This is a genomic window from Streptomyces sp. NPDC014995, from assembly GCF_043080745.1.
Taxonomy (GTDB): domain Bacteria; phylum Actinomycetota; class Actinomycetes; order Streptomycetales; family Streptomycetaceae; genus Streptomyces.
In genome coordinates this window covers 174829-189625 of record NZ_JBIBVX010000013.1, presented here as the reverse complement: position 1 = coordinate 189625, position 14797 = coordinate 174829, and the positions used below count along the sequence as shown (strand labels likewise).

At 73.1% G+C, this 14797-nt stretch carries 15 protein-coding genes; 7 read left to right on the top strand and 8 right to left on the bottom strand.

All coding sequences use genetic code 11. From position 1 onward, the window contains the following. Positions 1–41: 41 nt before the first annotated feature. Entirely contained in the window at positions 42–1133 is a 1092-nt protein-coding gene (locus tag ACF1A1_RS26005) for an amidinotransferase (RefSeq protein WP_392003169.1), read from the top strand. A gap of 70 nt (positions 1134–1203) precedes the next feature. On the opposite strand, the gene ACF1A1_RS26000 is transcribed toward ACF1A1_RS26005, so the two are convergent. Continuing rightward, positions 1204–2064, bottom strand: coding sequence for a pirin family protein (locus ACF1A1_RS26000; RefSeq protein WP_392003355.1), 861 nt, complete (start codon positions 2062–2064; stop codon positions 1204–1206). Between the two features lie 124 nt (positions 2065–2188). Between ACF1A1_RS26000 and ACF1A1_RS25995 the strand changes: the two genes are divergently transcribed. Continuing rightward, positions 2189–2638, top strand: coding sequence for a carboxymuconolactone decarboxylase family protein (locus tag ACF1A1_RS25995; protein ID WP_392003167.1), 450 nt, complete (start codon positions 2189–2191; stop codon positions 2636–2638). A gap of 6 nt (positions 2639–2644) precedes the next feature. Here ACF1A1_RS25995 and ACF1A1_RS25990 read toward each other — a convergent pair whose 3' ends face one another. Beyond that, the gene (locus ACF1A1_RS25990) at positions 2645–4018 is read right to left on the bottom strand and encodes a dihydrolipoyl dehydrogenase family protein (RefSeq protein ID WP_392003165.1); all 1374 of its coding nucleotides are present in this window, start codon (positions 4016–4018) and stop codon (positions 2645–2647) included. Between the two features lie 353 nt (positions 4019–4371). On the opposite strand from ACF1A1_RS25990, the gene ACF1A1_RS25985 reads away from it, so the two are divergent. Beyond that, complete coding sequence (locus tag ACF1A1_RS25985) at positions 4372–4902, top strand: GNAT family N-acetyltransferase (RefSeq protein ID WP_392003164.1); 531 nt, start codon at positions 4372–4374, stop codon at positions 4900–4902. A 191-nt stretch (positions 4903–5093) separates the two neighbouring features. Then, complete coding sequence (locus ACF1A1_RS25980) at positions 5094–6323, top strand: phosphodiester glycosidase family protein (RefSeq protein ID WP_392003162.1); 1230 nt, start codon at positions 5094–5096, stop codon at positions 6321–6323. Between the two features lie 12 nt (positions 6324–6335). Here ACF1A1_RS25980 and ACF1A1_RS25975 read toward each other — a convergent pair whose 3' ends face one another. From ACF1A1_RS25975 to ACF1A1_RS25950, 6 genes are all read right to left on the bottom strand, one after another. Next, positions 6336–6530, bottom strand: a complete 195-nt coding sequence (locus ACF1A1_RS25975) for a hypothetical protein (RefSeq protein WP_392003160.1) — start codon at positions 6528–6530, stop codon at positions 6336–6338. Positions 6531–6696: 166 nt separating this feature from the next. Continuing rightward, positions 6697–7557: a phosphatidylinositol-specific phospholipase C/glycerophosphodiester phosphodiesterase family protein gene (locus tag ACF1A1_RS25970; RefSeq protein WP_392003159.1), complete on the bottom strand. Its 861-nt coding sequence runs from the start codon at positions 7555–7557 to the stop codon at positions 6697–6699. 171 nt (positions 7558–7728) lie between these two features. Then, positions 7729–8829, bottom strand: a complete 1101-nt coding sequence (locus tag ACF1A1_RS25965; protein WP_392003158.1) for an acyl-CoA dehydrogenase family protein — start codon at positions 8827–8829, stop codon at positions 7729–7731. Beyond that, positions 8826–10010, bottom strand: a complete 1185-nt coding sequence (locus tag ACF1A1_RS25960; protein ID WP_392003157.1) for an acyl-CoA dehydrogenase family protein — start codon at positions 10008–10010, stop codon at positions 8826–8828. Before ACF1A1_RS25960 ends, ACF1A1_RS25965 begins: the two co-directional genes overlap by 4 nt. Further along, positions 10007–10978 (bottom strand): NADPH:quinone oxidoreductase family protein, encoded by a 972-nt coding sequence (locus tag ACF1A1_RS25955; protein WP_392003155.1) that lies wholly within the window; start codon positions 10976–10978, stop codon positions 10007–10009. The genes ACF1A1_RS25960 and ACF1A1_RS25955 overlap by 4 nt, the downstream gene beginning before the upstream one ends. A gap of 86 nt (positions 10979–11064) precedes the next feature. Next, on the bottom strand, positions 11065–11646 hold the full coding sequence (locus tag ACF1A1_RS25950) for a helix-turn-helix domain-containing protein (RefSeq protein ID WP_392003154.1): 582 nt from the start codon (positions 11644–11646) through the stop codon (positions 11065–11067). A 79-nt stretch (positions 11647–11725) separates the two neighbouring features. Between ACF1A1_RS25950 and ACF1A1_RS25945 the strand changes: the two genes are divergently transcribed. The 3 genes from ACF1A1_RS25945 to ACF1A1_RS25935 are packed head-to-tail and all read left to right on the top strand — an operon-like array spanning position 11726 to position 14741. Next, the gene (locus tag ACF1A1_RS25945; RefSeq protein ID WP_392003152.1) at positions 11726–12712 is read left to right on the top strand and encodes an NAD(P)/FAD-dependent oxidoreductase; all 987 of its coding nucleotides are present in this window, start codon (positions 11726–11728) and stop codon (positions 12710–12712) included. Between the two features lie 29 nt (positions 12713–12741). Next, a complete protein-coding gene (locus ACF1A1_RS25940; protein ID WP_392003151.1) occupies positions 12742–14280 on the top strand; it encodes an ATP-dependent DNA ligase in 1539 nt (512 codons plus the stop codon). Beyond that, complete coding sequence (locus ACF1A1_RS25935; protein ID WP_392003149.1) at positions 14277–14741, top strand: NUDIX domain-containing protein; 465 nt, start codon at positions 14277–14279, stop codon at positions 14739–14741. Before ACF1A1_RS25940 ends, ACF1A1_RS25935 begins: the two co-directional genes overlap by 4 nt. Positions 14742–14797 lie beyond the last annotated feature (56 nt).

Sequence of the window (14797 nt, the reverse complement as noted above, 5' to 3'; positions counted from 1 at the left end):
GGTGCTCGGACGTCCCGGATGGCGTGCACAAGGAGATCATCATGCTCATGCCCGGCGGCTCGCCGGTCAATTCGCACAATGAGTGGGATCCGCTGGAGGAGATCATCGTCGGGCGTCTCGACGACGCGACGATCCCCTCCAAGCATCCGGTCGTGGCCTGCAACATGCCACCCTGGGCGGCACGGTTGCAGGGCCTTGCCGCCGGCTTCAGGTATCCGCGCGTGCTGATCGAGCGAGCGCGGCAGGAGCTGGACCAGTTCATCGCTCTCCTGGAGTCCCTCGACATCACGGTCAGGCGCCCGGACCCGGTCGACCACAGGCGGCGCTTCGGCACCCCCGACTGGTCCTCGCGCGGTTTCTGCAACACCTGTCCGCGCGACAGCATGCTCGTGATCGGGGACGAGATCATCGAAACCCCGATGGCGTGGCCGTGCCGATACTTCGAGACCCACTCCTACCGCACGATCCTCAAGGACTACTTCCGGCGCGGCGCGCGCTGGACGGCGGCTCCGAAGCCGCAGCTCACCGACGAGCTGTTCGAGACGGACTTCCGCATCCCCGAGGCCGGCGAGCCGGTGCGCCACATCCTCACCGAGTTCGAGCCGGTGTTCGACGCGGCTGATTTCGTACGCGCGGGACGCGATCTGTTCGTCACGCGGAGCAACGTCACCAACCACATGGGCATCGAATGGCTGCGCCGTCACCTCGGATCCGGCTACCGCGTCCACGAGATCGAGAGCCGCTGCCGCATGCCGATGCACATCGACACGACGTTCGTCCCGCTGGGGCCCGGCAAGGTGCTGGTCAATCCCGAATACGTCGACGTCGACCGCCTGCCCGACGCCGTGCGCTCGTGGGACGTCCTGATCGCCCCCGAGCCGGACCCCATCGACGAACGCCTGCTCAGGATCACCTCGATGTGCGGCAAGTGGCTCAGCATGAACGTTCTGATGATCGACGAGAAACGGGTGATCGCGGAGCGGCACCACACCGGCATGCTGCGGGCGCTCGAGCGTTGGGGGTTCGAGCCGATCCCGTGCGACCTGCTGCACTACGCGCCGTTCGGCGGCTCGTTCCACTGCGCGACGCTCGACATCCGGCGTCGCGGCACGCTCGAATCGTACGTCGATTGACCTCACCCGCTGGTCACCCGAACGGCTCATCGGCCTTCCACCCGGGTGGCGCCCGCGCGTCACCCCCCGGTCAGCGCGCCCGGCCCCGCGGTCTGAGCGGGGTCGACGGCAGCTCCGGGGCGGGCAGCGGCGCCCCGTCGTAGCCCCGGACCTCACCGAAGCGGGGGCCGCCGAGGCCCGCCATCCAGTCCTCCCGCGCCCGCACGATGTCCTCGTGGCTCCGGCCGATGAAGTTCCACCACATGACGATCTCCTCCTCGAAGGGAGTACCGCCGAGCAGGACGGCGCGGGCCGGGGCGTCGGACTCGTTGGCCAGGGTCAGGTGGGCGGCGCCGGCCGGCAGGAAGCCCAGTTCCGCAGGGTGCAGGGAGGTCCCGGCGAAGTGGATCTCTCCGGTGTCGACGAGCAGGCCGTGTTCGAACGCCGGGTCGACGGGCAGCGCGGTCCCCGCGCCGGGTTCGAGGACGATCTCCGCGCCCAGGAGCGGGGTGAACGTCCGCACGGGGGAGGTGGATCCGGCCAGGGTGCCCAGGAAGACCCTGATCCCGACGCCGTCGAGGCGGACCGGCCGCGGTGCGTGGTGCTGGAAGTCCCGTGCGGTGGCGCGGTGTTCGTCGGGCAGCGCCACCCAGAGCTGGACGCCGTGCAGGACGCCGGTGTCCGGGGTGGAGACCTCGGAGTGGCTGATGCCGTGACCGCCGGTCATGAGGTTGAGCTCGCCCGGGCGGACGAGGGCATGGCTGCCGAGGCTGTCGCGGTGTTCGATCTCGCCGCTGAAGAGCCAGCTCACCGTCTGGAGGCCGGTGTGCGGGTGCGGCGCGACGTCCATGCCGCCGGACTCGGCGACGTCGTCGGGGCCGTAGTGGTCGGCGAAGCACCAGGCGCCGATCAGGGAGCGGGTACGCTGCGGCAGCGTCCGCCGTACGGTCATGGCCCGTGGGCCGCCCAGCGGCACGGCCCGCGGGGAGAGTACCTCGACCTTGCTCACTGCGGACCACCTCTCGTCGGTTCCATCCCGGCCGCTCACCCTTCCCAGGAATGTTTGATATTCAACTATGACTCGACGGATCTTCATCGACAAGCAGAGCCCCAAGGCCTACCACGCGCTGGTGCAGACGTCCGAGGCCGTGCGCGCGACCGCCGCCGACGCGGGCCTGGAGCGCACCGTCGTGGAACTGGTCAACCTGCGCGTCTCGCAGCTCAACGGCTGCGCCTACTGCCTCGACGTGCACACCAAGGCCGCCCTGCGCGGAGGCGAGACCACGCGACGGCTGGGGGTGCTCGCGGCCTGGCGGGACACCGACCTCTTCACCCCCCTGGAGCGCGCCTCCCTGGCGCTGGCGGAGGCGACCACCGTCCCGTCCGACGCCGCCGCGCAGGAAGCCGCCTACGCCGGGGCCCGCGAGGTCCTCACCGAGGACCAGATCTCGGCGGTGATCTGGGTGGCGGTCACCATCAACGCCTTCAACCGGGTCTCCATCCTGAGCAAGCACCCCGTCCACTAGAGCACGTCAGCGCAGGGCGGCGAGCGCCGGTTCCATCGCGCGGTGGAACGTCGGGTAGGTGTGGATCATGTGCTGGAGCCGGGCCACCGGCACCTCCGCGTGCACGGCGACGTTCAGGCCGTACAGCAGCTCACCACCGGCCGGGCCCGCCGAGGTCGCGCCGATCAGGACGCCCCGGTCGGCGTCCTCGACCAGTTTGAGGAAACCCTCCCCGCCGGGACCGTGGATCCAGCCCCGGGTGGAGGAGGAGAGGGGCACCAGGGACGTCCGGACGCGCAGCCCCCGTGCGCGGGCCTGCCGTTCGGTCGGGCCCACGGCCGCGATCTCGGGGTCCGTGAAGGTCACGCGGGGCAGTGCCCGGTAGTCGGCCTCCGGGCCCGGCCGGCCCAGGATGTCGCGGACGGCGATCTGCGCCTGGTACATCGACACGTGGGTGAAGGCCCCGCGCCCCGTGATGTCGCCGACCGCCCACAGCCCGTCCACCGGTCCCGCCCCGTCCGTCGCCCGCATCCGGCCGTCGGTCGGCACGGCCCGGGCCGCGGGGTCCAGCCCCACCGTCTCCACGCCGAGCGCCGAGAGGTCGGCGTACCGCCCGGTCGCCACGAGCAGCCGCTCGGCCCGCAGCGCCTCGCCGTCGACCCGCACGCTGAACTCGGCGCCGTCGTAGGCCACCTGGCGCGCCCGGACGCCGGTCAGGACCCGCACCCCGTCGGCCCGCAGCGCCCGGGCCGCCAGCTCCCCCGCCTCCGGCTCCTCCTGGGACAGCAGCCGCGCCTGCCCCTCGACCACGGTGACCCGGCAGGTGAACCGGGCGAGCACCTGCGCGACCTCCACCCCTATGGCGCCCCCGCCCAGGACGATCAGCGACGCCGGCAGCTCCTTCGCCGCCATCGCGTCCCGGTTGGTCCAGTACGGCGTACCGGCCAGCCCCTCCACCGGCGGGATCCGGGGCCGGCCGCCCGTGGCGAGCACGACACCGCGGCGGGCCTCGAAGGTACGGTCGCCGACGCTCACCCGGCGCGGACCGGCGAGACGCCCGACGCCCCGGACCAGCCGGCCGCCCTTGGCCGCCAGCCGATCCGCGGCCACCTGGTCGTTCCAGTCGTCGGTGGCCTCGTGGCGGATGCGGTCGGCGACCTTCGTCCAGTCGGGGATCACCGCCGTCTCCCCGGCGAGCGCGGGGGCGCGCCGCGCCTCGGCCAGCAGGTTCGCGGCCCGGATCATCATCTTGCTGGGCACACAGCCCCAGTACGGGCACTCCCCGCCGACGAGTTCCGCCTCGACACCGACCACGTCGAGCCCCGCCTCGGCCAGCGTGCCCGCGACGTGCTCGCCACCCGGTCCGAGGCCGACGACGACCACATCCACCCGCTCGTTCATGCCCGCGCCTCTCGTAGTGCGTACGGCCGTCCGACCGGCCGCAGGGCACCGACGCTAGGACCGGCCCGGGCGCGGGGCGTGTCCCTGAGCGCACGGGCGTCGGCCCGACAGCGCACGGCGCGCTCGAAGCCTCGACCGCCCTCCGAAGAACCGCCTTCCGAGGAACCGCCCTCCGAGGAACCCCTTTCCGGCGAACTGCCTTCCGAAGGGCGGGGGTCACGCAGGCCGTACGGGGAGCCGGCTCCCCCGCCGCCTGGCGCCCGGACCTCCCGACCGACCCCCGCCGGCCCAACTCAGGCCGTACGCACGCGAGTGCGTGGACGGCCGGCCACCGGCCGTGCTTGCATGCGGCGATGACATCCGAACCCACCACGTCGCCGCCCTGCTCCGTCCGTCCTCGGGTCCCGGCCGACATGGACGCCTGCGTCGCCCTGCTCGCCCAGGTGCACGAACACAGCGGCTATCCCGTCAACCGGCCGTCCGATCCCGGCACCTGGCTGACTCCGTCCGCGATGCTCACGGCATGGGTGGCCGAGTTGGACGGGCGGATCGCCGGGCACGCGGTGCTGTGCCGGGGCGAGGACGGCGATCCGGCGCCCGCGTTGTGGGGCGCGCGCCGGGCCGGTGCCGCGGCCGCCTCCGTCAACCGGTTGTTCGTCGCGCCCTCGGTGCGCGGACGGGGCGTCGGAGCGGCCCTGATGGAGCGGGCCGTCGGTGAGGCGCGGTCCCGCGGTCTGCATCCGGTCCTGGACGTGGTCGACTCCCACCCGGCGGCCGCCTTCTACGAGCGGCTCGGCTGGGAACTCCTCGGTGTCGTCGACCAGCGCTGGGGCCCGGACCAGGTGGTGGCCCTGCGCTGTTACGCGGCGCCCGTCGGCAACTGACGAACCCCCTGACGCGCGGTCCGACGCGGGGCACAGGCCCGGCCGTGCGGCCGAACGGGTGAGCAAGGCCGCCGAAAACGTGGTCTTTCCCACTCGTCTCTCACCCGTTCTCGTGGTGTTGACACCGACCCCCCGGCGTACGTCCCCGCTGGTCATGAGAGAGTTGCGGCCCGAACTACCCAGGGGGGTCTGTGACACGACGTCAAAAACGGTCCGGCACGCGCAGAACGTCGCTGACACTTCTGACGGCCCTCGGCACACTGACCGGCGGCCTGCTGGCGGGGGCGGCACCGGCCGGCGCCGCGACCTGGACCACCATCGCGGCGGGCGTGACCTACCGTCAGTACGACCTGTCGGCCTCGGCCGGCACCACGCACGTGCACGTGCTGAGCGTCGACCTGACGAACACCCACGTCCGCCTCGGCCTGCTGTACCCGGGGAAGGTCGCGGCCCGCGCGACCGTCTCCCAACTGGCCACGGCGCAGAAGGCCGTCGCCGGTGTCAACGGCGACTTCTTCAACATCACCGAGGTCCAGCACCCGGGCGTCACCGCGACCGGCGCGAGTGTGGGCCCGGCGATCGCCGCCGGGAAGGTGCTCAAGGGCGCCGTCCCGGACGGCCAGCGGTTCGGGCCCGAGCTGCCGTCGGGCACCACCACGAAGAACGTCGTGGGTGTCGGCACCGACGGGCGGGCCCGGCTGGACAGCCTGACCGTCAGCGGGTCGGTCAGCACGCCCGGGCGACGCATGCCGCTGGGCGGTCTCAACCAGTACGCGCTGGCGGAGGACTCCATCGGCGCGTACACGTCCGACTGGGGCAGCGTCTCCCGGCTCCGGGCCACCTGCGGCACGGACACCGAACGGGCCGCGGAGTGCAGCGCGAGCACCTACGAGGTGACCGTGAGGAAGGGCGTGGTGGTGTCGACCTCGGTCACCCCGGGCAGCGGCACCATCGCGGCGGACACGACCGTGCTCGTCGGGCGGGAGGCGGGCGCTCAGCGCCTGCGCAAGCTCGTCAAGGGCCAGCGGGTGGCGGTGCGCTACGGCCTGACGGCCGCGTCGCAGCGCGCGTACCGCTTCGCCCTGGGCGGCTATCCGGTGCTCTCCGGCGGGCAGTCCCTGACGGGGCTGGACGCACGGACCTCGGCCGTACGCACGGCCGTGGGCCTCGCCGACGGCGGACAGCGCGTCCTGCTGTTCGCGGTGGACGGCGCTGCCGCCTACCGCAAGGGCCTGACGATCGCCGAGGTCGCCAAGGCGCTGAAGAGCCTCGGTGCCACCGAGGGCTTCAGCCTGGACGGTGGCGGCTCGACGACGCTGGTCGCCCGGGCGCCGGGCGCGAGCAAGGTCACGGTGCGCAACCACCCCTCCGGTGGTGCGGAGCGCCCCGTGCCGAACGGCATCGGCGTCTTCACGCAGTGATCCCGGCCGGCCTCACGGCCGCAGGCTGCCGAGGACGTCGGCCGTCGCCGTGAGGCCGCTCTGGATGGTGGGGGCCATGCTCGTGCCGGCCAGGAGGAAGCCGAGCAGCAGGCAGACCAGCGCGTGCGAGATCTTCAGTCCGCCGCTGCGCAGGAAGATCACCGCCAGGATCAGCAGCAACAGCACCACGGAAATGGAAACGGCCACGTCAACCTCCTCCGCCACGTCCGCTTTCGCGGCATTCGGCCGCAAGTGTGGCGTAGTGGAGGGTTCGTCCGTGCGGCTGACCTGTCCCCCGAACGAGTGGTGTCCAGGCCGTGCCCTTCGGCCCCGCGGCCTCGGGACGGTCCGAAGGACACCGCCCCAGGGTGCTCTAGGCCGACCGGTGTGCGTCGAGGAACGCCTCCAGGCCGGCCAGGTCGTCGGTGTTGAGGTAGTCGACGTCGGCGGCGAGGAGTTCGCTCCACAGGGCGTCCCGGGCGGGGCCCGGCACGTCGGGGGTGGCCCAGAACCGCACCTTCTGCCCGCGCGCGTGTGCCGCGCCGACGATCCCGCGCAGCTTCCGCCGCTCGGCGTCGGGGAAGGCGCCGACGCCCCGCCAGGTGAAGTGCAGCGTCCAGTTGTCGCTGATCAGCGCGGCGAAGGAGGCCTGCGAACTGCCGAGGTCCGCCAGGCGCCCGTCGTAGAAGGCCCGGCGCACGGTCTGCGCCTCCATGGGCACACGGGCGGCGCGGTCACCGGAGATGACGGCGGTGACCGGGCCCCGGCGCACCCGGCCGTGGGCGTACGAGGTGAACAGGTGCCGGTGGCGCCGCAGTTGACGGTCGAGTTCGAGGTACGTGGCCGCGCCCTCGGTCTTGATGTCGATGAGGAGCTGCAACGGCGTGCGCTCACCCCGGTGGACCGACCCGTGGTTGGCCTTGACGCGGGCGGCGAGCGGGGCGAGGTAGAGGGACTCCAGGGTGCGGGCCGGGTCGAGGTCCACGGGGTCGTGGGCGACGAGGAGCTGCCCGTCGACGAGGAAGATGTCGGCCTCGACGCTGCCGAAGCGGTGGTCGAGGGCGTCCAGGAGGGGGCGGGGGTGCTCGTAGTCGTTGTGGGCGTGGGCGCGCCACAACGGGCGGACGTGGGGCTTGCGTTCGACCGCCAGCGCGTTTCCGGCGGGCGCGGCGACCGCGCCGGTGAGGGCGGCGCCGAGGGTGGTGAGGGCTCTGCGACGGGTGGTGAGGGCCATGCCTGCCTCCCTGGGATGCCGTACGGGACCTCAGGGAGTATCACGCTCCGGCAGCCCCGACGGGCGTGTGCGGGGCAGGAGTTGGCCGGACCGCCGCCGCCTGTTCACCGGGCGCACGGGAAAGCCCGCCCCAGGTGGGGCGGGCTTTCCCTGTCCTTCCGCCGCCGTACGTCAGGGCGCCCGGAGGTCGACCAGTTCGGCCAGCGCGTCCCGGTGGGCGCCCGCGGTGCCGTAGGCGATCGAGTCGGCCTTGGCCCGCTTCAGGTGGAGGTGGACAGGGTGCTCCCACGTCATGCCGATGCCGCCGTGCAGTTGCAGCGCCTCCTCGGCGGCGCGGACGGCGACGGGCGCCGCGCAGGCCTGGGCGACGGCGACCGCCACGGCCGCCTCCTGGGCGGACTCTGCGTCGGCGAGCGCGTCGGCCGCGTTGCGGGCGGCGGCGCGGAGTCCGGCGACCTCCAGCCACAGCTGGGCGAGCCGGTGCTTGAGCGCCTGGAAGCCGCCGACGGGCCGGTTGAACTGCTTGCGCTCCTTGAGGTAGCGGACGGTCTCGGTCAACGACCAGTCGGCCACGCCCAGTTGCTCGGAGGCGAGCAGTCCGGCCCCGGCGCGCAGGGCGCGCCGTACGGCGGGTTCTGCCTCGCCGAGCCGCCGTCCCGGGGCCCCGTCGAGGGTGACCGTCGCGAGCGGGCGGGTCAGGTCGAGGGACACCTGCGGGGTGACGGTCACGGTGGAGGCGTCGACCGCGTACAGCCCGCCGTCGTCGGCGGGCACGAGCAGCACGTCCGCCACGGCCGCGTCCGCGATCCCGGTCAGCTCACCGTGCAGGGTGCCGTCCTGGAGGCGTACGGCCTTGAAGGCGCCGTCGGGAGCGGTGTGCAGGCCGACCGCCAGCGCGCCGATGGTGCGTCCGGACGCCAGCCGGCCCGGCAACTCCTCGTCGGCGCAGGCCAGCAGCGCCTCGGTGGCCACCACGGCGCTCGTCAGGAACGGCACGGGCGCGACCGCCCGCCCCAGTTCCTCCAGGACGACGGCGGCTTCGCGGTGCGTGGCGCCCTGGCCGTCCATCTCCTCGGGCACGAGCAGGCCCGCGAGGCCCATGCCCTCGGTGAGCGCCTTCCACAGCGACACGTCGTGCGGGGCGTCCGACTCCGTCCGGGCGATCACGCCCGCCGCATCGCAGTGGTCGGTGAGCAGGTCCCGGACGGCGGCGCGGAGAGCCTCTTCCTCCTCCGAGTACAGCAGGTCGGGCTGTGTCGGCTGGGTTGTCATCGGGCGAGGTCCTTCCACGCGACGTCCTTGTCGGTGCGCGGCTCGGCGGGCAGGCCCAGGACGCGCTCGGCGACGATGTTCAGCAGGACCTCGCTGGTCCCGCCCTCGATGCTGTTGCCCTTGGACCGCAGGTAGCGGTAGCCGGCCTCGCGTCCGGTGAAGTCGACGAGTTCGGGACGGCGCATGGTCCAGTCGTCGTACAGCAGGCCCTCCTCGCCGAGGAGTTCCACCTCCAGGCCGCTGATCTCCTGGTTGAGGCGGGCGAAGGCGAGCTTCATGCCGGCGCCCTCGGGGCCGGGCTGGCCGGCGGCGAGCTGCTGACGGAGCCGCTCGCCGGTGAGACGGGCGACCTCCGCCTCCACCCACAGCTTCAGCAGCCGCTGGTGCAGGTCGTGGGTGCGCAGCTCGGGCCGCTCGCGCCAGGTCCTGGAGACCGGGCCGATCATGCCTCCCTCGCGGGGCAGCCGCATGCCGCCGATGGCGACGCGCTCGTTGTTCAGCGTGGTCTGCGCGACCCGCCAGCCGTCGCCGACGTCGCCGAGGCGGTGGGTGTCGGGGATGCGGACGTCGGTGAGGAAGACCTCGTTGAACTCGGCCTCACCGGTGATCTGCCGCAGCGGCCGGACCTCGACGCCCGGGTCGGTCATGTCGCACACGAAGTACGTGATGCCCCGGTGCTTGGGCACGTCCGGGTCGGTGCGGGCGATGAGGATGGCCCAGCGGGCGACGTGGGCGCTGGACGTCCACACCTTCTGCCCGTTGACCACCCAGTCCCCCTCGCCCTCCCGCACCGCCCGCGTGCCGAGCGCGGCCAGGTCGGATCCGGCGCCGGGCTCGCTGAACAGCTGGCACCAGACCTCCTCGCCGGTCCACAGGGGCCGCAGGAAGCGCCGCTTCTGCTCCTGGGTGCCGTACTGGAGGATGGTCGGCGCGGCCATGCCCAGGCCGATGCCGATGCGCCGCGGGTCGTTGTCGGGGGCGCCCGCGGCCTCCAGTTCGGCGTCCACGACGGCCTGGAGGGAGCGCGGGGCACCGAGTCCGCCGAGACCCTCGGGGTAGTGCACCCAGGCGAGGCCGGCGTCGAAGCGGGCCTTGAGGAAGTCGAGGCGGTCGGTACCGGCGGGCGGGTGGGCGGACAGCAACTCCTGTGTCCGGCGCCTGAGTTCGGCTGCGTCGGTCATGCGGCGGCTCCGTTCTGCGGTACGACGGCGACCCGGCCGGTGGTGACACCGTCGGCGACCCGCTGGACGGCGGCGGCGGCCCCGTCCAGCGGTACGCGCTCGCTCACCAGCGGCTTGATCGCACCGCGGGCGGCCAGGTCGGTGAGCTGCTCGTGGCAGTGCTGGACCAGCTTGGGGTTCTTGGTGTTGTACAGGCCCCAGTGCAGGCCGAGGATCGAGTAGTTCTTCACCAGGGCGTGGTTGAGCGAGGGGCTCGGGATCGTCCCGCTCGCGAAGCCGACGACCACGATCCGGCCCTCGAAGGCGACGACCTTGGCGGACTGGGCGTAGGCCTCGCCGCCGACCGGGTCGTAGATCACGTCGGCGCCCCGGCCCGCGGTGGCCTCCTTGACGGCGGCGACGACGTCCTCGCTCCGCCGGTCGATCACCACGTCACAGCCCAGTTCCCGGGCGACGGACGCCTTGTCGGCTCCGCCGACGACCCCGATGACGGTGGCGCCGGCCGCCTTGCCGAGTTGCACGGCCGCGCTGCCGACCCCTCCGGCGGCAGCGTGGACGAGCAGCGTCTCGCCGGCTTCCAGCGCCGCCCGGCGGTGCAGGCCGAACCAGCCGGTCTGGTAGCCGATGTGCAGCGCGGCGGCCTCGGCGTCGTCCAGCGAGTCGGGCGCGGGCAGCACAGCGGCGGCGTCCGCGACGGCGTACTCGGCGAAACCGCCGTACGGCAGCGCCGGGTTGGCGATCACTCGGCGGCCGTCCTCGGTCTCGCCGCAGATCTCCACGCCGGGCGTGAACGGCAGCGGCGGCCGGACCTGGTAGTGGCCCCGGCACATCAGCACGTCCGGGAAGTTGATGTTCGCGGCGCGCACCTTCAGCAGGATCTGGCCGTCACCGGGCGTGGGCGGCTCCACCTGCTGGAGCCGCATCACCTCGCTCGGCTCGCCGTTCTCGTGCACCTGCCATGCCTGCATGCGGAGCCTCCACGGGACTGCGTCGTCTGACCGGGGTCGATCGCATACTAAGCGGTCGCTTGCCGATCAGGGAACAGTCGGGTACGTCACGACCGCTTGGGCCGCGCCCGCACATGCATCCGCTCCCCCTGCGGACCGAACAGACTGAGGAACTCCGCCGGCCCCTCCCCCGTCGAGCCGAACCAGTGCGGCACCCGGGTGTCGAACTCGGCCGCCTCCCCCGCCGTCAGCACCACGTCGTGGTCGCCCAGCACCAGCCGCAGCCGCCCGGACAGCACGTACAGCCACTCGTAGCCCTCATGGGTGCGCGGGTCCGGTTCCTGCCTGCGCTGCGGTTCGAGCACCTTGAAGGCCTGGAGGCCGCCGGGCTGCCGGGTCAGCGGCCAGTGGGTGCGACCGTGCCGCACGATCGGCTCGGCCCGCACCCGCGGATCGCGCACCGACGGGGCACCCACCAGTTCGTCCAGCGCCACCTCGTGGGCCCGTGCGATCGGCAGCAGCAGTTCCAGGCTGGGCCTGCGCAGGCCCGACTCCAGCCGGGACAGCGTGCTCACCGAGATACCGGTCGCCTCGGACAGCCCGGCCAGCGTCGCGCCCCGCTCCTTGCGGATCCGCCGCAGCCGCGGGCCGACTTCCGCGAGGACCTCGTCCATGTCGTCGTCACTCATGGGATCCATTGCAGTTTCGGCAAACACGTTTGTCAATGCCGCAGGGGAGGGGCGACCGTGCCCGTGGAGGTGGTCACACATGACCGAGAACCACGGAGCGACCGACCGTTACGAAGTGATCGTGATCGGCGGCGGAGCCGCGGGCCTGTCCGCCGCCCTCGTCCTGGGCCGGGCCCGGCGCCGCACCCTGGTGGTGGACGCGGGCGAGCCGCGCAACGCGCCCGCCGCCCACATGCAGGGCTACCTGTCCCGGGACGGGATGCCGCCCGCCGAGTTCCTTGCGGTGGGCCGCGCGGAGATCGCCCGCTACGGCGTGGAACTGGTCCGCGACCGGGCGGTCGACGCCACGAAGGGCGAGGACTTCGCCGTGCGGCTCGCTGGGGGTACCCCCTCTGGGGGAGGGCGGACCGTCCACGCCCGGCAGCTCGTGGTCGCCACCGGCCTGAGGGACGAGCTGCCACCGGTCGAGGGCCTCGCCGCGCGCTTCGGCCGGGACGTGGTGCACTGCCCCTACTGCCACGGCTGGGAGGTGCGCGACCAGGCCTTCGGTGTGCTCGCGACGAGCCCGCTGAGCGTGCACCAGGCCCTGATGGTGACCCAGTGGTCGAAGGACGTGACGTTCTTCCTGCACACGGTCGCCGAGGAGGAACTGTCCGACGAGGACCTGCGCCGGCTCGCCGCCGCCGGGGTCGACGTGGTGCCCGGCGAGGTGGCCGGAGTCGTCGTCGAGGACGACCGGATCACCGGCGTCCGGCTCACGGACGGCACCGTCCACGCCCGCGAGACCCTGTTCGTCGCGCCCCGGGCGGTTCCGCGGACCGACCTGCTGCGCCGGCTGGGCGCCGAGATGGACGAGACCCCCTTCGGCACCTACCCCGTGGTCGACGCCAGGGGCCTGACGACCGTCCCCGGGCTGTGGGCGGCGGGCAACGCCTCCGGCTTCGCCGAGCAGGTGATCAACTCGGCGAGCCGCGGTTACCGGGCGGGGGCCGCGATCAACGCGGAGCTGCTGATGAGCGATCTGGACGCGGCGGTCCAGGGCGCGGAGAGGACCGCCCAGGTGTAGTCGGCGCGCCGGCGATGCACCATGGCTGCATGCTGCTGACCCGGCTCGCCGACGTGTCCCGGGAGGTCGCCGCCACCTCGGCGCGCTCCCGCAAGATCGCTCTGCTCGCCGAGCTCTTCCGGGACGCGGAGGCGGACGACGTACCGATCGTCATCCCCTACCTGGCCGGACGGCTCCCCCAGGGCCGGCTCGGCATCGGCTGGAAGGTGCTGGGCCGCCCGGTCACCCCGGCCGACGCGCCGAATCTGACCGTGCGCGAGGTGGACGCCCGGCTCACCGAGCTCGGCACGGTGGCGGGCCCCGGCTCACAGGCCGAACGGGCCCGCCTGGTCGGGGAGTTGATGGGCGCGGCCACCGCGGACGAGCAGCGCTTCCTGCTCGGGCTGATCACCGGCGAGGTCCGGCAGGGCGCGCTGGACGCGGTCGCGGTGGAGGGGCTGGCCGAGGCGACCGGGGCGCCCTCGACGGACGTGCGGCGGGCGGTGATGCTGGCCGGCTCGCTGCAGACGGTGGCGCGGGCGCTGCTCGCGGACGGGCCGGCGGCCCTGGACCGGTTCCGGCTCACCGTCGGCCGCCCGGTCCTGCCGATGCTCGCCCACACCGCGTCCTCGGTGACCGAGGCGGTCGGCAAGCTGGGCGCCTGCGCGGTCGAGGAGAAGCTGGACGGCATCCGCGTCCAGGTCCACCGGGACGGCGACAGCGTACGGATCTACACCCGCACCCTCGACGACATCACCGACCGCCTGCCCGAACTGAGCTCCGTGGCGCTGGAGTTGAGGGGTGAGCGGTTCATCCTGGACGGCGAGGTCATCGCCTTCGACGACACCGGCAGGCCCCGCTCCTTCCAGGAGACGGCGGGCCGTGTCGGCTCCCGGGTGGACGTGGCGACGGCCGCCCGGGCGGTGCCCGTCTCGCCCGTCTTCTTCGACGCGCTGTCGGTGGACGACCGGGACCTGCTCGACCTGTCCTTCGGCGAACGCCACGCGGAGCTGGCCCGGCTGGTGCCCGAGCCGATGCGGGTGCGGCGCACGGTCGTCTCCGGTGCGGAGGACCTTCCGGCAGCCGAGGAGTTCCTCGAGGAAACCCTGCTGCGCGGGCATGAGGGCGTGGTCGTGAAGTCCCTCGACGCGCCGTACAGCGCGGGCCGGCGCGGCGCGTCCTGGCTGAAGGTCAAGCCCGTGCACACGCTCGACCTGGTGGTCCTGGCCGCCGAGCGGGGCCATGGGCGGCGCACCGGCAAGCTGTCCAACCTGCACCTCGGCGCCCGCACCGCCGACGGCGGCTTCGCCATGCTCGGCAAGACCTTCAAGGGCATGACCGACGCGATGCTCACCTGGCAGACCGAGCGCCTGCGGGAGCTGGCCGTCGAGGACGACGGCTGGGTGGTGACCGTACGCCCCGAACTCGTCGTCGAGATCGCCTACGACGGCCTTCAGCGCTCCACCCGCTACCCGGCCGGCGTCACCCTCCGCTTCGCCCGGGTCGTCCGCTACCGCGAGGACAAGCGCCCCGAGGAGGCGGACACCGTGGAGACGCTGCTCGCCGCCCACCCGGAGGTGCGGCCGTGACGGCCGGGCACAGCGCGGGCCTGCTGTTGTTCCGGCACGGCGACGGCGGCCTGGAGGTGTTGCTGGGACATATGGGTGGCCCGTTCTTCGCGCGCAAGGACGCCGGAGCGTGGACCGTGCCGAAGGGCGAGTACGAACCCGACGAGCCCGCCTGGGAGGCCGCCCGCCGCGAGTTCCAGGAGGAGCTGGGGGTCGCGCCGCCGGACGGCGAGGCGGTCGCGCTCGGGGAGGTCCGGCAGGCGAACGGCAAGATCGTCACGGCGTGGGCGGTCGAGGCGGACTTCGATCCGGCGGCGATCGAGCCGGGCACGTTCGTCATGGAGTGGCCGCCGCGCTCCGGACGGACCCAGGAGTTCCCCGAGCTGGACCGGGTCGCCTGGTACGGCCTGGACCGGGCGCGCGAGGTGATCGTGCGGGCCCAGACGGCGTTTCTCGACCGGCTGGCGGAGCACTCGGGCTGAGCGGACGCGTCGCGTTGCGGGGCTCGGCACGGCGCGCGAAGGTCGAAGCACAGCCA